At 59.9% G+C, this 21117-nt stretch carries 13 protein-coding genes; 3 read left to right on the top strand and 10 right to left on the bottom strand.

Annotated features, from left to right (window positions below; genetic code table 11):
• Nucleotides 1–12 precede the first annotated feature (12 nt).
• Nucleotides 13–912, bottom strand: coding sequence for a lipid kinase YegS (gene yegS, locus L362_RS12060; protein WP_021241471.1), 900 nt, complete (start codon nucleotides 910–912; stop codon nucleotides 13–15).
• A 141-nt stretch (nucleotides 913–1053) separates the two neighbouring features.
• On the opposite strand from yegS, the gene L362_RS12065 reads away from it, so the two are divergent.
• Nucleotides 1054–1554: a 2-thiouracil desulfurase family protein gene (locus L362_RS12065; protein ID WP_023344518.1), complete on the top strand. Its 501-nt coding sequence runs from the start codon at nucleotides 1054–1056 to the stop codon at nucleotides 1552–1554.
• 161 nt (nucleotides 1555–1715) lie between these two features.
• Here L362_RS12065 and yegQ read toward each other — a convergent pair whose 3' ends face one another.
• The 8 genes from yegQ to yegD all read right to left on the bottom strand — a co-directional run bounded on the left by yegQ (nucleotide 1716) and on the right by yegD (nucleotide 15804).
• Nucleotides 1716–3077: a prephenate-dependent tRNA uridine(34) hydroxylase TrhP gene (gene yegQ / locus L362_RS12070; protein WP_008500866.1), complete on the bottom strand. Its 1362-nt coding sequence runs from the start codon at nucleotides 3075–3077 to the stop codon at nucleotides 1716–1718.
• 168 nt (nucleotides 3078–3245) lie between these two features.
• Entirely contained in the window at nucleotides 3246–3968 is a 723-nt protein-coding gene (baeR, locus tag L362_RS12075; protein ID WP_008500865.1) for an envelope stress response regulator BaeR, read from the bottom strand.
• Nucleotides 3965–5368, bottom strand: coding sequence for an envelope stress sensor histidine kinase BaeS (gene baeS / locus L362_RS12080; protein WP_023293839.1), 1404 nt, complete (start codon nucleotides 5366–5368; stop codon nucleotides 3965–3967). Before baeS ends, baeR begins: the two co-directional genes overlap by 4 nt.
• On the bottom strand, nucleotides 5365–6780 hold the full coding sequence (locus L362_RS12085; protein ID WP_023344517.1) for an MFS transporter: 1416 nt from the start codon (nucleotides 6778–6780) through the stop codon (nucleotides 5365–5367). The genes baeS and L362_RS12085 overlap by 4 nt, the downstream gene beginning before the upstream one ends.
• Nucleotides 6781–9858, bottom strand: coding sequence for a multidrug efflux RND transporter permease subunit MdtC (gene mdtC, locus L362_RS12090; protein WP_023344516.1), 3078 nt, complete (start codon nucleotides 9856–9858; stop codon nucleotides 6781–6783). It lies immediately after the preceding gene.
• Nucleotides 9859–12981: an MdtB/MuxB family multidrug efflux RND transporter permease subunit gene (locus L362_RS12095; RefSeq protein ID WP_023344515.1), complete on the bottom strand. Its 3123-nt coding sequence runs from the start codon at nucleotides 12979–12981 to the stop codon at nucleotides 9859–9861. It abuts the gene before it with no gap.
• A complete protein-coding gene (locus tag L362_RS12100) occupies nucleotides 12981–14183 on the bottom strand; it encodes an MdtA/MuxA family multidrug efflux RND transporter periplasmic adaptor subunit (protein WP_023344514.1) in 1203 nt (400 codons plus the stop codon). Before L362_RS12100 ends, L362_RS12095 begins: the two co-directional genes overlap by 1 nt.
• A gap of 268 nt (nucleotides 14184–14451) precedes the next feature.
• Nucleotides 14452–15804 carry a molecular chaperone gene (gene yegD / locus L362_RS12105; protein ID WP_023344513.1) on the bottom strand — a complete coding sequence of 451 codons (1353 nt, stop codon included), beginning with the start codon at nucleotides 15802–15804 and terminating at the stop codon, nucleotides 14452–14454.
• A gap of 130 nt (nucleotides 15805–15934) precedes the next feature.
• Between yegD and alkA the strand changes: the two genes are divergently transcribed.
• Nucleotides 15935–16813, top strand: a complete 879-nt coding sequence (alkA, locus tag L362_RS12110) for a DNA-3-methyladenine glycosylase 2 (RefSeq protein ID WP_023344512.1) — start codon at nucleotides 15935–15937, stop codon at nucleotides 16811–16813.
• Here alkA and L362_RS12115 read toward each other — a convergent pair.
• Entirely contained in the window at nucleotides 16772–20101 is a 3330-nt protein-coding gene (locus L362_RS12115) for a diguanylate cyclase (protein ID WP_023344511.1), read from the bottom strand. The two genes, alkA and L362_RS12115, sit on opposite strands and share 42 nt — an antisense overlap.
• 346 nt (nucleotides 20102–20447) lie before the next feature.
• Between L362_RS12115 and udk the strand changes: the two genes are divergently transcribed.
• On the top strand, nucleotides 20448–21089 hold the full coding sequence (gene udk / locus L362_RS12120) for a uridine kinase (RefSeq protein WP_008500855.1): 642 nt from the start codon (nucleotides 20448–20450) through the stop codon (nucleotides 21087–21089).
• Nucleotides 21090–21117 lie beyond the last annotated feature (28 nt).

The raw sequence follows: 21117 nt of genomic DNA, 5'->3' as shown, positions 1-21117 counted from the left end.
CCGGCAATACCATCAGCGCAAAAGCACACAGTCTGGCGGCAACCGACACTGCAGCGCGCCGGGCAACACCTCAATGCGGAACTGCGTCCCGCTGAGCGGTTCCCCGTCGAGGTTAAAGGTCATCCCGTGCGGGGCATTTACCTCAAACCATGCGGATTTCCCGTCAATGATATTCGGACTCTCTTCCGGCTGCGTCAGCGTGGTAAACAGCGCGGGCAGCAGGCCGTCACCCGTGAAAATCCGCAGCTGTAGCTGACCGTCATTGATCAGCGCCTCCGGGCACAGCTGCTGCCCGCCGCCGGCCTGACGCCCATTGCCAATGCCAATCACCAGCGCGTCGCCCTGCCACTGGAAATCTTCGCCGCGAATTTCGCAGCGGTCAGGCTTGAGGGTATCCATGCGCATCAGACCGTGGATCAGATACGACACGCCGCCCAACGCAGCCTTCAGTTTTTCCGGCGTTTCGCTGGTGATGCGCGTGCCGAACCCGCCGGTGGCCATATTGATAAAGCAGGTTTTGTCATTCACCTGCGCAATATCTACCGCGGTCGCTTTACCGAGGATCGCCAGCTGAAGCGCTTTCTCTAACGCCTCGGGGATCCCGGCGCTGGTGGCAAAATCATTGGCGGTGCCGAGCGGTAAAATACCCATCACCGGGCGGTCTGCCGGGGGCAGGTCGATCAGCGCTGACGCGATCTCATTGATGGTGCCATCGCCGCCGCCGGAAATGATGGTCTCAACGCCAAGCCCGAGGGCTTCATTGATATAGCGTGCCGCGTCGCCTTTTTCCCAGGTTACCCTGACGTGGATGCGCGCGCCGTCGTCACGCAAACCCTGAATGGCCTGACGCAGCAGATCGTTGCCTGCACTTTTGCCGTTGAGAATCAATAAACTGTCTGGATAGGTTGCCATCCTCGCTGCTCCCTTTTTTAGCGTTAGTAAGAGTGTATAGCAGAGAGGGAAAAAGCGGGTAAGAACAGGATGAAAGGAACAAAACAGGCACAAAAGCGCGTTACACTTCAGCGATGAGATTAATGTAATCACAGGAAAGTGATGATGAATAAAATTTTGGTAAGCGCGTGCCTGATGGGCTTCAGGGTCCGTTATAACGGAAGTGAAAAACCGCGAATGAACGAGCAACTCGCTCGCTGGCAACAGGAACAACGTCTGGTTATCCACTGCCCTGAATTGGCTGCCGGGCTGCCTGTACCGCGTCCTCCGGCAGAGATTATATTCGCTGATGGCAAAGACGTGATGCACGGGCAAGCCAGAATTATGGAAAATACCGGGCAGGATGTGACCGCACATTATCAGCTTGCAGCCTGGCTCGCGCTACGCGCTGCTCAGGCGTCGGGGTGTAGCGCTGCATTGCTAACCGATGGCAGCCCAACGTGCGGCAGTGAGTTTATTTATGACGGATCGTTTCGCGGTATACAGAAAGCGGGGATGGGGGTTGCTGCGTCGTTGCTCGCTGAGAATGGGATCGCCGTGTTCTCAGAGAAGCAAATCGACGAACTCATTGCCTGGATTGAGGAGAGAGAAGGCAAAAAATAAGCCCGCGTAAGGGAGATTACGCAGGCTAAGGAGGTGGTTCCTGGTACAGCTAGCATTTATGGGTTATGTTTTTCAGCGGGGGGATAATACCCGTATTGAACGAAGCGGTATGTGATCCGATTCTAAGAATTATCCCAGCGCGAAAAAATTTCCCTGATTAACTATTTGCCGTGTGGGTTTCGGGTGCTTTCACCGTTGAAGTTACGCATCAGCAGCGCGAACTTCAGCTCCACTTCTTCCGGAACCGGCAGCCAGACGGTATGCCCGTCGCCCGGCGCGACCTCAATCGCTTCGCCTTTGCCGTTTTCCAGATGCTCCAGCGTGAAGTTCATGTTGCCCTGCGGGGTCATCAGCTCCAGGCTGTCGCCTTTGGTGAACTTATTTTTCACCGCCACGGCCGCCAGCGCGCCTTTGCGCTCGCCGGTGAAGTCACCGACAAACTGCTGGCGCTCGGAAACGGAGTAGCCGTGCTCGTAGTTCTGGTAGTCGTCGTGGGTATGACGGCGCAGGAAACCTTCGGTATAGCCGCGGTGCGCCAGGCCTTCCAGCGTTTCCAGCAGGCTGGTATCGAACGGTTTACCGGCGGCCGCATCGTCGATGGCTTTGCGGTACACCTGTGCGGTACGCGCGCAGTAGTAATAGGATTTGGTGCGCCCTTCAATCTTCAGGGAGTGCACGCCCATCTGGGTCAGGCGCTCAACGTGGGCGATGGCGCGCAGATCTTTCGAGTTCATGATGTAGGTGCCGTGCTCGTCTTCAAAGGCGGTCATGTACTCGCCCGGACGTTTGGCTTCTTCAATCATAAACACGCTGTCGGTTGGCGCGCCGATGCCCAGCGTTGGCTCGACGTTAGTCACCGGGATCGGCTCATGCTTGTGGACGATGTTGCCGATGTCGTCCTCTTTGCCTTCCTGGACGTTATATTCCCAGCGGCAGGCGTTGGTGCAGGTACCCTGGTTCGGGTCGCGCTTGTTGATATAGCCTGAGAGCAGGCAGCGGCCGGAGTAGGCCATGCACAGCGCGCCGTGAACGAAGATTTCGATTTCCATATCCGGCACCTGGGTGCGGATCTCTTCGATCTCTTCCAGCGAAAGCTCGCGGGACAGGATGACGCGGGTCAGCCCCATCTGCTTCCAGAATTTCACCGTCGCCCAGTTGACGGCGTTAGCCTGTACGGAGAGGTGAATATCCATCTCCGGGAAGTTCTCCCGAACCAGCATGATTAAACCCGGGTCCGACATGATCAGCGCGTCCGGCCCCATATCCACCACCGGCTTCAGGTCACGGATGAACGTTTTCAGCTTGGCGTTGTGCGGCGCGATGTTGACCACCACGTAGAATTTTTTACCCAGAGCATGCGCTTCGTTGATGCCGAGCTGCAGGTTCTCGTGGTTGAATTCGTTATTACGCACGCGCAGCGAGTAGCGCGGCTGGCCCGCATACACGGCGTCGGCGCCATAGGCGAAAGCGTAACGCATATTTTGCAGCGTTCCCGCCGGGGAAAGGAGTTCCGGTTTAAACATGTTTGTTCTCGTTCTGATGACAGGTCAGATCCGCGTGCACTTGGTGCAGCGGTAAGGGGAGATCCCCCACTTTAAGGGCGGGCATTGTAGCGCTGCGGGGCAGGGAGGTAAAGTTATTGTGCCGGGTGGCAGTTTCGCCTTACCCGGCCTGGATTGACCAGCGGCTAACTAGGCAATCCTGCACGCATCCGCTTCCCAGCGATACCCCACGCCATACACTGCGCGAATAAACGACTGCTCGGCGTCCAGCGCCTCCAGCTTGCGGCGCAGGTTTTTAATGTGGCTGTCGATGGTGCGGTCGGTCACCACGCGGTAATCGTCATACAGATGGTTCAGCAGCTGTTCGCGGGAGAAGACTTTTCCCGGCTCGTGGGAGAGGGTTTTCAGCAGGCGGAACTCCGCAGGCGTCAGGTCCAGCAGCTTGCCGCGCCAGCTCGCCTGGAAGCGGCTTTCATCCACAATCAGCGGGCTTTCGGCGTCCAGCACCTGAAGCTCGCGCTGCGGCCTGCAGCGGCGCAGAATGGTTTTCACGCGGGCGACCACTTCACGCGGGCTGTAGGGTTTGCAGATATAATCGTCCGCGCCGATTTCGAGCCCCAGCAGGCGGTCAATCTCTTCAATTTTGGCGGTGACCATGACGATCGGTACGTCGGAGAAGCGGCGAATTTCCCGGCACAGGGTCAGGCCATCAACGCCAGGCAGCATTAAATCCAGCAGGATCAGATCCGGCGGAGTCTGGCGCACGTAGGGCAGCACTTGGTCGCCGTGGCCGATCAGTGACGGGGCATAGCTGGCCGCGCGTAAATAGTCGATCAGCAGCTGTCCCAGCTTGGGTTCGTCTTCGACGATCAAAATGCGCGGCGTGTTTTCGTCAATCGGTAACTCGGTCATACTTCTCTCGATAAATCCCGTTCCAGAGGTAACTCTACTGTAATGCTAACCCCGCCAAAAGGCGAATGGGCGGCGCGGATCGTGCCATTATGCGCCTCGACGATGTTAACGCAAATCGCCAGCCCCAGGCCGGAGCCGCCGCTGGCGCGGTTGCGGGAGCCTTCGGTACGGTAAAAGCGCTCGAACAGTTTTCCCAGCTGCGCGTCCTGCACGCCGGGGGCGGAATCGGCGAAGGTGAGGGCAAAGCGCCCGTTGTCCTGCCTGCCGGAGATATGCAGCCCGCCGCCGCTGTCGGTGTAGCGCAGGCTGTTTTCCAGCAGGTTGTTGAACAGCTGCATCAGCCGATCTTTGTCGCCAAACACCACCGCGCTGTCCGGCAGGGAGAGGTCGATTTTCAGGTTGCGGCTGGCAAAGCGTTCGCGGAAGGCGCCGCTCGCCACTTCCAGCACGTTAATGACGTCTACGGGCGCCTTCTGGTAGGCCAGCGCGCCTTCGTCGGACATGGAGAGCTGGTGGAGATCGTCCACCAGCTTGGTGAGCGTGCCCACCTCCGCCTGTAGGGAAGCCACCGATTCCGGCGTAAACTGGCGCACGCCGTCCTGAATGGCTTCGAGCTCGCCGCGCAGCACCGCCAGCGGGGTGCGCAGCTCGTGTGAAATATCGGCCATAAAGTCGCGGCGCATCTGCTGGTTCTTCTCAAGCGTGCTGGCGAGCTGGTTAAAGTCCTGCGCCAGCTTGCCCAGTTCGTCCTGGCTGCGGGTATCGACGCGGGTGGTGAAATCCCCGGCGGCCAGCTTGTGCGTGCCCTCCACCAGGCGTTTCACCGGGGCGAGCAGGCCGCGCGCCAGCGGGAAGGTGGCGAGCGCGGCGAGCAGCGTGGAGAGGGCGACAATCAGCCAGCTGGTCCGGCGCTGCTGGCGGTCAAAGTTGATGTCGGTGTTGCGCGTCAGGCGCTCCACCGGCGAGGCGATAACCCAGCCGACGGTCGCGTTATTCACTTTAATCGCCCGCCGGGTGCCGTCCGGCGGTATCGGCGCGCGCGGGCCAACCAGGGGGCGCATGTCCTGGTCGATCACCCAGAACTGGGTGCGCCAGCCGTGCGGCGGCATGCCCGGGCCCGGACGGTCATCACCGGTATCGTGCTCCAGCGAGCGCAGAATCTGGAAAATAAAGCGGTCATTATTGCGCAGAAAACGCCAGTTGCCGTGCTGGGCGTACTGTTCACTCAGCGCATCGCTTAAGCCCTGCAAACGCTGCTCATTGCCATGCTTGATGTAATCAATAAAGCCGCGCTCAAAGCTGACCCGCACCGCCCAGTGCATGGTGATCAGCAAAACGATACAGGTGGCAAAAATCGCCAGAAAGAGCTTGCCGGTAATACCCGGACGCCAGAATTTCATGAGCCACTCCTTTTGCCGCGCCTAATCACGACGTTCTTGCTGGTATCATCCGGCACGCGGGCGAAGATGAACGCGGGCAGGGCGATGATGACCGCCATGCTGAGGTAGGTATACATAAAGACCTGATGCGCCACCGGTGTGTCGACGCTGAGATGGTGCTGGCCGTACATGCCGAGCAGCAACCCCGCGATCGTCACGCCCACGCTCATGGAGAGCTGCATAATCATCGATAGCAGGCTGTTGCCGCTGCTCGCCAGATCGTCCGGCAGGTCCTTCAGCGTCAGGGTATTCATCGACGAGAAGCGCATGGAGTTGATGATCCCCTGGCAGAACAGCACCAGCGGCAGGACGTAGTACCAGCCCATCAGCGCCACGGCCATAAACAGCAGGCTGACCAGCGCCAGCCCCAGCGTGGCGGCCACCAGCACGTGACGGTAGCCAAAGCGGTTCACCACCTGCACCACCATGCGCTTCATCCCCATGCTGCCGAGCACCATTGGGATCATCATCAGGCCCGCGTGGAATGGCGAAAAGCCCATGCCAATTTGCAGAAAAACGGGCGTCATAAACGGCAGCATGCCGCTGCCGACGCGTCCGGCAAAGCTGCCGAACAGCCCGAGACGGTAGGTAGGGTTTTTAAACAAGTTCAGGCTGAACAGCGCCTGGTCATTGCCGCGAGCATGCCACAAATACCCTGCAATGGTGGAAATGCCGATAACCACCAGCAACCCGAGCATCAGGGTGGAAATCCCCAGCCCCTTTTGTCCGTCGAGTGCCAGGGTAAGCGTGGCCATGCCCGCCGCCAGCAGAATAAAGCCGAAGAAATCAAAGCGCCGGGTCTGCATTTTGTAGTTCGGCATCAGCGTCAGGGTGGCCATCGCGCCGATGATGCCTACCGGGAGATTGATTAAGAAGATCCAGTGCCAGGAGGTGTACTCCACCAGCATACCGCCCAGCGCAGGCCCAAGCAGCGGCCCCACCTGACCGGGCAGGGTGACAAAGGTCATCGCCGCCATGTACTGCTCGCGCGGCACAATCTTCATCACCGTTAGTCGCCCGACGGGCACCATCATCGCCCCGCCGATGCCCTGCAGCACGCGCGCCATGACCAGCTGGTCGAGGGTGTTGGCCTGCGCGCAAAATAGCGAGCCGGTGGTAAACAGCACGATGGCGGTGAAGAAGATATTCCGCACGCCGACCTTATCGGCCAGCCAGCCGCTGGCGGGCAGCATCACGGCAACCGTCAGCACGTAGGAGACAATCACCATGTGCATATGCAGCGGGCTCTCCCCGAGGCTTTTCGCCATGGAGGGGAGGGCGGTATTGACGATGGTCGTATCCAGCGACTGCATAAAGAAGCCGAAGGCGACTATCCATAATTGCCAGCGAACGTTGCTGGGAAGCTCTGTCATTTATCCGGTCACCGTAGTTCTGTTTTTACGCGAAAAGCGCAGCCGCAGGCGGTCGAAGAACAGATAGACCACCGGCGTGGTGTACAGCGTCAGCAGCTGGCTCATCACCAGGCCGCCGACAATGGTGATCCCCAGCGGCTGGCGCAGTTCGGAACCGTCGCCGCCCGAGATCACCAGCGGCAGCGCGCCAAACAGCGCCGCCAGGGTGGTCATCATGATCGGACGGAAGCGCAGCAGGCAGGCCTGGAAGATGGCCTCTTCCGGCGAGAGGTTGCCGTTGCGCTGGGCGTCCAGCGCGAAGTCCACCATCATGATGGCGTTTTTCTTCACGATGCCGATCAATAGCATGATCCCGATGAGTGCGATAAGGCTGAACGGCGCGCCGAACAGCTCCAGCGCCAGCAGTGCCCCCACGCCCGCCGACGGCAGCGTCGAGAGGATGGTCAGCGGGTGCACGTAGCTCTCATACAGCACGCCCAGCACAATATAGACCGTGGCGATGGCGGCCAGAATTAAAATCACCTGCGAGTTCATCGTCTCCTGGAATACCTGCGCGGTCCCGGCAAAGCTGCCGCGCACGGTGGACGGTACGCCAAGCTGCGTCATCGCGCGGTTGATTGCATCGCTGGCCTCAGACAGTGACGAACCGGCGGGCAGGTTAAAGGAGATGGTCGACGCCGCCGACAGCCCCTGATGGTTCACCGACAGCGGCGCGTTGGCAGGCTGCCAGCTGGCAAAGTACGAGAGCGGAATCGCCTTGCCGTCGTTGTTGATGACAAACATTTTGTCCAGGGCGCTGATGTCCTGGGTGTAGCGCGGGTCAACCTCCATCACCACCTTGTACTGGTTCATCGGCTGGTAGATGGTGGAGATCTCGCGCTGGCCAAAGGCGTTGTTCAGCAGGCTGTTGGCGGCTTCAACGTTAATGCCCAGCCGCGACATGGTTTCGCGGTCGTAGGTCAGGGCCATCTCGGCGCCGTTGTCCTGCTGATCGGAGTTCACGTCCGCCAGTTGGGGCAGGGTGGCCAGCGCCTTGCGGATCTTCGGCTCCCACTCGCGCAGGGCGGCTAAATCATCCGAGAGCAACGTGTACTGATAGCTGGCGTTCGCCTGTCGCCCGCCGACGCGGATATCCTGAACGGCCATCAAAAACAGATTGGCCCCCGGCTCTTTGGCAAGCTTCACCCGCAGGCGGTCAATCACCTGCTGGGCGGTTTCGTTGCGCTCGCCGCGCGGTTTCAGGGTAATAAACATCATCCCGCTGTTGACGCGCGACCCGCCGGTAAAGCCGGTAACGTTATCCACGGCTTTGTCTTCCCGAATGATCTTCATAAAGTCCTGCAGCTTGCCGCGCATCGCCTGGAAGGAAATGCTCTGGTCCGCCTGAATGCCGCCCATCAGCACGCCGGTATCCTGCTCCGGGAAAAAGGTTTTCGGGATGGAAATATACAGCCACACGTTGAGCACGATGGTGCCGATCAGCACCAGGCCGACCAGCCTTGTGTGGTTCAGCACCCACTTCAGCGATTTGCCGTAGCCTTCCTGCATCGCCATCAGAACGCGGCCAAAGCCTTTGCGGCGCGGCTGCGAGTGCGGCTTGCTGCGCTTGAGCATCCAGCCGCACATCATAGGCGTCAGCGTTAAGGAGATGACCAGCGAAATGCCAATGGCAACCGACAGCGTGACGGCAAACTCGCGCAGCAGCCTGCCCGGCAGCCCGCCCATCAGCAGCAGCGGCAGGAATACCGCCACCAGCGACAGGCTCATGGAGAGCACCGTAAAGCCTACCTCGCGCGTGCCCTGCAGCGCGGCCTGCAGCGGCTTCACGCCCGCTTCCAGGTGGCGGGAAATGTTTTCCAGCACCACGATGGCGTCATCCACCACGAAGCCGGTGGCAATCGTCAGGGCCATCAGCGACAGGTTGTTGAGGCTAAACCCGCACAGGTACATGGCGGCAAAGGTGCCGATCAGCGAGACCGGCACGGCCACTGCTGGAATAAGCGTCGCGCGGCCGGATCGCAGGAACAGGAAGACCACCAGGATCACCAGCGCGACGGAGATAATCAGCGTTTGCTCCACCTCTTCAAGCGAGGCGCGAATGGTCGGGGAGCGATCCTGGGCAATTTGCAGATCGATTGCTGCCGGGATGGTCTCCTGCAGGTCCGGAAGACGGGCGCGAATGCTGTTCACCGTCTCAATAATATTCGCTTCCGGCAGCTTGCGGATCATCAGCAGAATGGCCGGTTTCGCATTGGTCATCCCGGCGTTGCGCACGTCCTGCACCGAGTCGGTAACGCTGGCGACGTCGCTCAAGCGCACCGCGGCGCCGTTGTTGTAGTGAATAATGAGCGGCTGATATTCCGCGGCGGTTTTCAGCTCGTCGTTAGTGTGGATCTGCCAGCGGTGGCTACCGTCCTCAATCGCCCCCTGCGGCTTGCGGACGTTGGCCGTGCTGATGGCGGAGCGCACGTCATCCAGCGACACGCCCTGGTTGAACAGCGCCTGCGGGTTTAGGCCCACGCGCACGGCGGGCAGGGAACTCCCGCCGACGCTCACGTCCCCGACGCCGTTAATTTGTGAGATGGTCTGCGCCAGCTGGGTGGACGCAAAGTCGTACAGCTGCCCCTGCGAGTACGTATCCGAGGTCAGCGTCAGGATCATGATCGGCGCATCGGACGGGTTGGCCTTGCGGTAGGTTGGGCGGCTCGGCATCCCGCTCGGCAGCAGGCTCTGTGCGGCGTTAATGGCCGCCTGCACGTCGCGCGCCGCGCCGTTGATATCCCGGTCGAAGCTGAATTCCAGAATAATGCGCGTGCTGCCCAGCGAGCTGCTGGAGGTCATCTCGTTGACCCCCGCAATCCGCCCGAGCGAACGCTCCAGCGGCGTGGCAACGGACGAGGCCATGGTTTCCGGCGAGGCGCCCGGCAGCGAGGCGCTGACCATGATCACCGGGAAGTCCACCTGCGGCAGGGGGGCCACCGGCAGCAGCCGGAAGCCCAGCACGCCGCAGAGGGTAATGGCGAGTGAGATGAGAATCGTCGCCACCGGGCGATAAATGAAGAGGGCGAAAAACTTCACTTATGCCTCCTCTTCACGTTTCGGGAAGCGGCTTTTGGTCCACAGCGCCAGGCGGTCAAACAGCAGGTAGATCACCGGCGTGGTGAACAGGGTCAGCACCTGGCTCACCAGCAGACCGCCGACCATGCCGATACCCAGCGGACGGCGCAGCTCCGCGCCGACGCCCGTGCTGAGCATCAGCGGCAGCGCGCCCAGCAGGGCGGCCAGCGTGGTCATCAGGATGGGGCGAAAACGCAGCAGGCAGGCCTGGAAAATCGCATCGCGCGGCGACATGCCCTGCTCGCGCTCGGCGGCCAGGGCGAAGTCGATCATCATGATGGCGTTTTTCTTCACGATCCCGATGAGCAGGATGATACCGATGATGGCAATCACGTCCAGCTCGCTGCCCGCCAGCATTAATGCCAGCAGTGCCCCCACGCCCGCCGTCGGCAGGGTAGAGAGGATGGTGATCGGGTGGATAAAGCTCTCGTACAGCACGCCGAGCACGATGTACATCGCCACGACCGCCGCCACGATCAGCCAGATGGTGTTGCCCAGCGCGGCCTGGAACGCCAGGGTGCTGCCCTGGAACTGGGTCTGAATATCAGCCGGGAAGCTTACCGCTTTTTCCGCCGCCTGAATGGCCTCCACCGCTTCGCCCAGAGAGTAATTGTCCGGCACGTTAAAGGAGATGGTGGTGGACGGGAACTGATCCAGATGGTTAATCGACAGCGGGGTATAGCGTTCTTCCACCGTGGCGATAGCGCTCAGCGGCACAATGCCGCCGTCTTTGCTGGTCAGGCGCACCGAGTCCAGCCCCGCCAGGCCGGGCGTGTTCTCCGTGTTGTGCTCCAGCACCACGCGGTACTGGTTCGCCTGGGTGTAGATGGTGGAGATCAGGCGCTGACCGAAGGCGTTGTACAGAGCGTTATCCACGTCCGCCATGGTGATGCCCAGACGGCTGGCGGCGTCGCGGTTGACGTTCACATACGCCGCCAGCCCTTTGTCCTGCCAGTCGCTGCTGACGTCGGCGAGCTGCGGCAGGATGTTAAGCTTATTCACCAGCTGCGGCACCCAGGTGCTGAGCGCGTCCAGCGAGGTGGCCTGCAGCGTGAACTGGTACTGCGTGCGGCTGACCTGGGTATCGATGGTCAAATCCTGAATCGGCTGCAGGTAAAGCTCAACGCCCGGCACGCGGGCCACGGCGCTTTGCAGCCGCTCAATGACGGCGTTGACGCGATCGTCACGCTCATCCAGCGGCTTGAGGTTGATCTGCAGACGCGCGCTGTTCAGCGACGGATTGGTGCCGTCCACGCCGACGTAAGCGGTCAGGCTCTCTACCGCCGGATCCTTCATGATGATGTCAGACACCTGCTGCTGGCGCTGCGCCATATTGGCAAAAGAGACCGACTGTGGTGCCTGAAGCGTGCCCTGAATAATGCCGTTGTCCTGGATCGGGAAGAAGCCTTTCGGAATGAAAATCCACAGCATCACGCTGAGCGCCAGCGTGCCGAGCGCTACGCCGAGCGTGGCCCACGGGTGGTTGAGGACTTTCGCCAGCACGCGACCGTAGGCGGCAATAATGCGCTCGAACATGCGCTCGGAGGCGCGCGAGAAGCGGTTTTGCTTGCGCAGCGACGCGTGGCTCAGCATCCGGGCGCACATCATCGGCGTCAGGGTCAGCGACACCACGGCGGAGATCAGAATGGCGACCGCCAGCGTCACGGCAAACTCGCGGAACAGACGCCCGACGATATCGCCCATAAACAGCAGCGGGATCAGCACCGCAATCAGCGAGAAGGTCAGCGAGATAATGGTAAAGCCGATTTCACCTGCGCCCTTCAGCGCGGCGGCCACCGGTTTTTCACCTTTCTCGATATAGCGCGAGATGTTCTCGATGACGACGATGGCGTCATCCACCACGAACCCGGTGACGATGGTGAGCGCCATCAGCGTCAGGTTGTTGATCGAAAAATCGAGGAACACCATCACCGCAAAGGTGCCGACCAGCGAGAGCGGTACGGCGACGGCGGGAATAATGGTCGCCGGAACGTTGCGCAGGAACAGATAAATGATCATCACCACCAGCGCAATCGCCAGCATCAGCTCAAACTGGGTGTCGGTGACCGACGCGCGAATGTTGGTGGTACGGTCTGAAAGCACCTTCACGCTGACCGACTTCGGCAGGCTTTCGATCAGCTGCGGCAGCATGGTGCGGATGCTGTCGGCGGTTTCGATGATGTTGGCACCCGGCTGGCGCTGCACGTTCATCACGATCGCCTGCTGCCTGTTGGCCCAGGCTCCCAGCCAGCTGTTTTCCGCGCCTTGTTCTACGGTCGCCACGTCGCCCAGACGCACCGGCGCGCCGTTCTGGTAGGCGATAATCAGCTGACGATATTCGTCGGCGGACTGCATCTGGTCGTTCGCCGAGAGCGTGACGGCGCGGGTTGGGCCGTCCAGCGAGCCCTTCGCCGAGTTGACGTTGGCATTGCTGATGGCGCTGCGGATGGTTTCGCTGGTGAGCCCCAGCGCGGCGATGGCCTGCGCGTTAAGCTTAACGCGCACCGCCGGGCGCTGTCCGCCCGCCAGGGTGACGAGGCCGACGCCGGAGACCTGAGAAATTTTCTGCGCCACGCGCGTTTCGACCATGTCTTCGACCTGGGTCATCGGCATGGCGGAGGAGGTGACGGCCAGCGTCATGATCGGCGGATCCGCCGGGTTCACCTTGCTGTAGACCGGCGGGTTAGGCAGGTCTGAAGGCAGCAGGTTGGTGGCGGCGTTGATGGCGGCCTGCACCTCCTGCTCGGCGACGTCCAGCGACAGCGTCAGCTGGAACTGCAGCGTCACGACGGACGCCCCACCGGAACTCTGGGAGGACATCTGTTTTAGCCCCGACATCTGGCCGAACTGGCGCTCCAGCGGGGCGGTGATGGCGGACGTCACGACATCCGGGCTGGCGCCGGGATAGAGCGTCACCACCTGAATGGTGGGATAGTCCACCTCCGGCAGCGCCGAGACGGGCAGAAAGCGATAGCCGATAATCCCGGCGAGCAGGATCGCCACCATCAGCAGCGTGGTGGCGACAGGACGGAGGATAAACAGGCGTGACGGCCCACCCGTGGAGCCTGGCGGCAGCACCTGCATCAGGAGGTCGCTCCCTGTTTCGCCGGTTCCACCACTTCCACTTTGGCCCCTTCGGTCAGACGGTCAATGCCGTCGGTGACCACGCGGTCGCCTGCGGAAAGCCCGGCGCTGATGACCACCGTCTGGCTGTCCTGGATACCGGTTTTCACCAGGTGCTTGCTGACCTTATTGTCGCTGTTAAGCACCCAGACAAAGTTACCTTCGTTACCCATCTGCAGCGCAGCGGTGGGGATCACCACCGCGTTCTCTTCGGTGGCCACCAGCATGCGCGCATTGACGAACTGGTTCGGGAAGAGGGCATCGTCCTGGTTATTAAAGCGCGCCTTCAGCTTGATGGTGCCGGTGGTGGTGTCGATCTGGTTATCCAGACTGAGCAGGGACCCTTCACTCAGCTTCTGCGTGTTGGTGCGGTCCCAGGCTTCCACCACCAGGCCTTTACCGGCTTTTTGCGCCTGCATGACGGTCGCGATATCGCTTTCCGGCAGGGTAAAGACTAAATCAATCGGGTGGGTCTGGGTGATCACCACGATGCCCGTGGTGTCGCCGCTGGAGATTTGGTTGCCGATATCGACCTGCTTCAGGCCGACGCGTCCGTCAATCGGCGCGGTGATGCGGCTCCAGTCCAGCTGCAGCTGGGCGCTGGCCACCGCGGCTTCGTCCGCTTTGATCGTGCCCTGCGTTTCACTGACCAGCGACTGCTGGGTATCCAGCTCCTGACGGGACACCAGGTTTGTTTTCACCAGCTGCTGGTAGCGGGCTAAATCGCGCCGGGCGTTGGCGAGGGTCGCGTTGTCTTTCGCGAGCTGTCCCTGCGCCTGGGCAAGGGCGACCTTAAACTGGCTCGGGTCGATTTCCGCCAGCAGATCGCCCGCTTTGACCTGCTGACCTTCCTGGAAGTGGATCTCGATGAGCTGGCCGTCGACGCGGCTGCGCACCGTGGCGGTGTTGGCAGCGGTGATGGTCCCGAGACCGGTGAGATAGCGAGGAACGGCTTTATTCACCGCCGTTGCCGCCTGAACCGGCGCCAGCGCGCCGCCGCGCATGCCGTGACGACCTCCGCCCGTGGGGCGCTGGGCCTGGCTGGTGGCGCCGGCCGGTGCGGCGGTGTTCGCGGATTGACTGTGCCAGTACCAGGCGGCGGCAAGGGCCACCACAATGATGCCAGCGGCGATTGCCCAGCGGGATTTGTTACTGCCTTTCATCGTTATACGTTCTCATCCTGAATACTTCGGGGAATGATACTAGTTTAGTCAGGCAACACAGCGGAAAAATGGAGGAAATATGGAAGACTGTCGGGAATTGTCTGAGTGTTGCCGGGTGACGCTTCGCTTACCCGGCCTACAAGGTAAATGCGAACGGCAACGGATGTTGCCGTTTTTGGTGTTTTGTGGGAGAGGGCACCAGACCGCACTACAACAACACACGTTTTGTAGGCCGGGTAAGGCGAAGCCGCCACCCGGCACAACCGCACTAGCTAAACATCACCTGCGCCCAGCGCGCCAGCCCTGCGGTAACGGAGCCAAAGTCATCGCCACCCGCGATAGGTATTCCCGGCAGCTGTTCGGCCAGCGCTTTCTTGATCAGCGGTGAACGAGCGCTACCGCCGGTCAGGTAAATCACGTCCGGCTTCTCTTTGCCGTTCTCCAGCGCGAGCTGCACCTGTTCCAGAATGCGCTGTAGCGGCTGGGCAAGCGCCGTCTCCAGCCCGTCCTGCGAAATGGCAGTGGCCAGTTCGTCACTGATAAACGGCAGGGAGACCGCATGTTCAGCGCGGTCGGACAGGGCGATTTTGCTCTCTTCCGCCGTACGCACCACGCGGTAGCTGAGACGCTGACGCCACACTTTATAGAGCAGGGCGACCTTTTCGCCGTCCTGGGCATCGCGCACCAGATCGTTAAGGAAGCGGCCGTTGGCGGTGCTGTAAAAATCGCTCTGCGCCGGCACGTCGTTGATGGCTATCGCGTTCCACCACGGCAGGATCGGCAGGGCGATGCCTTTTTCGGTTTGCCCCCCCATGCCGAGCAGCGGCATCAGGCTCTTGAAGGCCAGGGCGATATCCAGATCGTTACCGCCCACGCGGCAGCCGCTGTGCCCGAGCAGGCTGTTTTCACGATCGCGACGGCGATGCCACTGCGGCCCCATCAGCAGCAGCGAGCAGTCCGTCGTGCCCCCGCCGATATCCACGACCAGCACGCGCTTCTCTTCCGTCAGCGTGGCTTCGAAGTCCAGCCCTGCGGCAACCGGCTCATACTGGAATACCACGTCGCGGAAGCCGGCGCGGTGCGCCGCGCGCTCCAGGATCCCCTGCGCCTGCTGGTTGGCCTCGTCGCCGCCCAGCCCCTGGAAGTTGATCGGGCGGCCAATCACCGCCTGGGTAATCGTATCGGAGACCTGCGTCTGCGCCTGCTGGCGAATATGCAGCATCATCGCGCACACCAGGTCTTCGAACAGCGCGACCTGCTGCGGCTTCAGGCCGCTGGCGCCGAGGAAGGATTTTGGCGACTTAACGAAATAGACCTCTTCGGGGTCTTCAATGTAGTGCCCGAGCGAGGAGAGGCCGAACTGCACGCTGGAGGGCGTAACGTCGATATCTTCCTCGCGGTTAAAGCTGACCGCCCGGCGCAGCAGCGCCTGGGTCTCCGCTGCCGTGGCCGGAACCTGATGGTGGCGAAACAGCCACTCGCTCACCGCTTCACGCGTCGGTGCGCAGAGCATAGACGGCAGCAGCGTGCTCTCTTTTTCCATTTTCAGGAGCCGTGGCTGCCCGTCTTGCATAATCGCAACCGAGCAGTTTGCCGTACCGTAGTCAAATCCAATAAACACGATGAATCCCCATGCCGGTGAGAAGGGGCGAGACTTTAACGAAATGTCTGCATGGCGACAACAGGAATATGAAAGCAAGGCAAAACAGGGTCTTTACGTTTATGCTGATAACACTAAAAAAGGAGCAACGATGTATACCCTCACCTGGCTTCCCCCTTATGACTGGCAGTGGATGTTTGGTTTTCTTGGCGCGCGCGCGGTAACGGGCATTGAAACCGTCACCAACGATTACTATGAGCGCAGTTTTGCCTGCGAGGGGCATCAGGGGATTTTCCGCGTGACGCCGGATATTGCCAGCCATACGCTGAGCGTGACGCTCAGCCCGGGGTTAATTCCGGTTGCGCAGGCGTGTCTTGAACGCATCGAACGCCTGTTCGATCTCCGCTGTAACCCGCAGCAAATAGCAGAAACGCTGGGCGAAGTCGGTGCTGCAAGGCCAGGCTTGCGTTTACCGGGGGCGATGGATGCGTACGAGCAGGGCGTCCGGGCGATCCTCGGGCAGCTGGTGAGCGTGGCGATGGCGGCGAAGCTGGCGTCACGCGTGGTGGCGCTCTGTGGCGAACCGGTGGCGGACTGTCCGGGCTATCTCTGCTTCCCCACGCCCCAGGCGCTGGCGGCAGCGGACCCGCTGGCGCTGAAGGCGTTGGGTATGCCGCTAAAGCGCGCGGAGTCGCTGATTCATCTGGCGCAGTCGGTTATCGACGGAACGTTTCCGCTTTCCCCGCCCGCGAATACAGAAGAGGGGATGAAGGCGTTACAGCAGCGGCCGGGGATAGGGCGCTGGACGGCAAATTATCTGGCCCTGCGCGGCTGGCAGGCGAAAGATGTCTTTCTGCCGGATGATTACCTGATTAAACAGCGCTTCGCCGGAATGACGCCCGCGCAAATTCGTCGTTATGCCGAACGCTGGAAGCCGTGGCGCTCCTACGCGCTGCTGCACATCTGGTATACCGACGGCTGGGCACCGTCAGTTGATGGCGAAATAGCTGGTGTTGAGCAGAAGATCTAATGGCTGCGGCTCGGCGATGGTGTCACCAAAGATAAAATCGATGCCGATGCCGGAGAGCGTATCCATCATGATGGGCTGATTACAGGGGCCCGCGATAGTTTTCATTCCCACACGCTGGGCGTGGCCCTGAACAATGGTCACCATCATCTCATCCATCAGATTGCCATACACGTTGGTTACCACCTCTGCATCCAGCATCAGATAGTCGGCCATATTCGCGGTCAGGTGGGTAAAGACGTTCATGTCGCGTCCCACCTGGCTGAAGATCACGCGGCAGCCCGCCTGGCGAAGCTTTTGCAGACCCCGATGCAGGTTCTTATCCGGGTTGCACACCACATCGGCAGAGATAACCAGATGCAGCAGACGGCCCGGCATCGGGCTTTTATCCAGCAGGTCGAGCAGTTCATCGACCAGCGTCACGCTGGCTAAACCGGCCTCCGAGAGCGGCAGCGCCACGCCCATGCCTTTACTGGCGATCTGGGTGGCATAGGTGCGGAAAAACTCGCTAAAGATCCGTCTGTCGAGGGCGTGCAGAAGCTCAGGCTCGGCCAGACCCGAGCGGAAGGCATGCTCTTCCTGAACTTCGCCCTGGCTGGTCCACAGGCGTAACGACAGCAGCCAGAAATTACTGCTCTCCGGGATGCGCGGGGAGGCGACGCTGCGGGCAATCATCATCAAATGATTGTCTTTAATCATGTGCCACTGTTCATCAAGCGACATCATGCTGCGCGTGTGATGATCCCGCTCCTGCTGGGGTTCATACACCGTCACCATGCCGCGCCCGCTGTTTTTTGAGGCGTAACAGGCAATGTCCGCCTGCGACATGATTTCCGATGCCTGATGGTTATTTTCATCAATCAGCGTGATGCCGGCGCTGGCGCCGATCCGGTGCAGGCGGCCTTCCCACATAAAGTGATAGTCGTTGATGGCATGAATCAGGCGACCGGCGATATAGCGCGCGCTTTCCAGGTTGCAGTCCGGTAACAGTAACCCGAACTCGTCCCCGCCCAGACGCGCCAGCACGTCGCTGGAGCGGAGCATGGTCAACATCAGGGAAGCCAGTTCCCGCAGCAGGGCATCACCCGCGGCGTGGCCAGCCGTGTCGTTGACGGCTTTGAAGCGATCGAGGTCGATAAACACCAGGGCATGGCGCTGGCGCGTTTCGCGAACGGTCTGCAAGAGCCGTTTGAGATGGTTTTCGAAGCTGACCCGGTTTGCCAGATGGGTCAGGGCATCGTGGGAGGCGCTGTAGCTTAGCTGGCGCAGCATTTTGCGCGACTCGGTGACGTCCTGAATGACGATCACCGAGCCAATATTCTGTCCATCCAGCGTGCTGAGCGGCGTAATGCTGTAGTGGATATCATAATTGCCGCCGGTACGGCAGTTCAGCACCACATCCTGATCGATATCGGAACGGGACATATCGCCGCTGTGAATATTCTCCATCAGCGGCCCTTTTTCGCCGAAGGTAATGTGTAACACCTTCAGGATCGGCTGGCCGATAGCCTCGGTCTGCAGCCAGCCGCTCATTTTCTCCGCGACCGGGTTCATAAAGGTGACGTTCATGTTGATATCGGTGCACAGCACCGCTTCACCGATGGAGTCGAGGGTAATGTGCAGACGCTCTTTTTCCTGGAAGAGGGCCTCGTTAAGCTGCTTAACCTCGGTCATGTCCATGTTGATGCCGAGCAGCCGTTCAACTTCCCCCTGCTTATTGAGCACCCGGTTCGCCAGGGAGCGAATATGACGCACGCCTTCCTTCACGCGGATGCGGAATTCCAGCTTAAACGGCAGGCGGGAAATCAGGGAGTCCCGCAGCACCTGCTCAGCATGGACGCGATCCTCCGGCAGCATCGTGTCGTGCCAGAGCTGCCAGGTGGGCTTGATGTGCGGCGGTATTTCATAGAGCTCAAACATCCGCTTATCCCAACTGATAATGTCGGGTTCCAGATCCCACTCCCAGATGCCGATGCCCCCGGCTTCGTTAGCCAGCGTAATTCGCTCCATCAGGCGCTTATTGACCCACTCGGTCTGCTTCAGGTCGTTAATGTCTTCAATCTGGGCAATAAAATAGAGCGGGGAGCCGTCGGCATGGCGCACCACGGAGACGGCAAGAAGCGCCCAGACCACTTCCCCGTCGCGGGTGTAATAGCGCTTCTCGAGGGAGTAGGTGTTGATCTCGCCGTTGACCAGCTGTTCGAGCTGCTCGAGGTCGGTATTCAGATCTTCTGGCCAGGTGAGCTGCTGGAAGGTCAGCGACTGAAGCTCCGTCTGGCTGTAGCCGAGGAAATTGCACAGCGCCTTGTTAGCCTGAAGCCATTTGCCTTCAATGCTGACCAGCGCCATGCCGATGGCGGAATATTCCATCGCGTTACGAAAGAGCTCTTCGCTTTCGGTGATGTGTTTGCGTTCGGCGCGGAAGGCGTACATCACCATGGTCATTACGTTAGCGGGCAGGAGCAGCATCAGGAACGGCAGCCAGGGGGCGTTCAGCATCGGCCCGGCGTGCTGGGTGGTCAGCGCCAGAGGATTGCGGGCAATCATCAGCGACACCACCATCACGGTGACCAGAAACACCATGAACGCTTCCATCCGCGGCAGGCGCACGGCGCTCCACATCAGCAGAACGATCACGCAGGTGAAGGGCCACGGCAGCCAGGTGATGGCTGCCCAACTGAGGGCTAACGTCACGGCCAGCGTGGTCAGCGTTTCCAGCAGCAATCGCGGGTCACGGTGGCGCAGCAGATAATGCGGCTTAAATAACAGCCCCAGTGGCACCAGTGCCAGTGCGCCAATGGCTTCTGACAACACCCAGACGAAGAAATTACGCAGGGGCTCAGAGCCGGGTGCCAGCAGAGACACTAAAATGCCGCCCATCAGTGGCGGCACCAGCGCGCTGCCGATGGCCACGCGGATCCAGTCATTCAGATTCTGCAGCGGGTTGTACCACGGGAGCCATTTACGCAGGAACAGCGCGCCGATAACGGCCTCAATGACGTTGACCGCAGGGTAGATGAGGCTGACCGAACCCCAGGAGAACAGCATCCATGAGGCCAGAATATTGCCGAACGAACAGGCCAGGGCAATGCCCGGCCACATTTTTCCGGCATGGCGGTAAAACGCCACCATCATAATGGCGGTGGGAAACCAGAGCGGGGCCAGCAGGGTGCCGAAGCGGGTGAGCTCCAGCGAAAATAAGGTAAAGATAAAGGTGACCAGGCCCAGACAGACAAGTCGTAATAAAGGATGTGGGGTGGTCACCAAAACCCGCTGGTATTGTTTATTCATTACCGCTTTATCCAGAGACGCCATGCCGTCAGGGAAGAAGATGTCCGAACGCGTGAATTTGATAATTTGGTTTATGCTAGTACAAACAATTTACAATTCATATGGTGACCGCTCAGAATTTGACAACACAGACTTATTAAATACTTACTCCGTGAAAAAAAACGGGTAAGCGGCGAAAAAATGCGCATTTAAATTTCATTCAGGGAATAACTCGTCACTTTTCGGTCAGTCTCGCAGAACCTGAGTATTCGACTGGTATCACGCCCGCGAAATCCCTATAATTGCCGCGTTTGACGCTCCGGCGTCGTCCTTCCTTTACATCCAGGTTAATCAGGTCGCTAAATTTATGACTGATAAGTCTCATCAGTGCGTCATTATAGGCATCGCCGGCGCATCGGCTTCAGGTAAAAGTCTAATTGCCAGTACGCTTTATCGCGAACTGCGTGAACAAGTAGGTGATGAGCATATCGGCGTCATTCCCGAAGACAGCTATTACAAAGATCAATCCCATCTGTCGATGGAAGAGCGCGTTAAAACGAACTATGACCACCCAAATGCGATGGATCACAGCCTGCTGTTCCAGCATTTAGAAGCGCTTAAGAGCGGCCAGGCGATCGAACTGCCCGTTTACAGTTACGTAGAACATACCCGCACCCAGGAAACGATCCGCATCGAGCCGAAAAAGGTCATTATCCTTGAAGGCATCCTGCTGCTGACCGACGCCCGCCTGCGTGAATCCATGAACTTCTCGATTTTCGTCGATACCCCGCTGGATATTTGCCTGATGCGCCGCATCAAGCGTGACGTTAATGAACGTGGCCGCTCAATGGACTCCGTGATGGCGCAATACCAGAAAACGGTCCGCCCGATGTTCCTGCAGTTTATTGAGCCCTCCAAACAATACGCCGATATCATCGTGCCGCGCGGGGGTAAAAACCGCATCGCGATCGATATCTTAAAAGCGAAAATCAGCCAGTTTTTTGAATAAGCCGCGTGAATTGTGTACCGTTCAGAGA

Origin of the sequence: Enterobacter sp. MGH 16 (assembly GCF_000493175.1) — a bacterium.
GTDB lineage: Bacteria > Pseudomonadota > Gammaproteobacteria > Enterobacterales > Enterobacteriaceae > Enterobacter > Enterobacter roggenkampii.
Note: the sequence above shows the minus strand (reverse complement) of the source record. Positions and strands in the feature narration are given on the sequence as shown.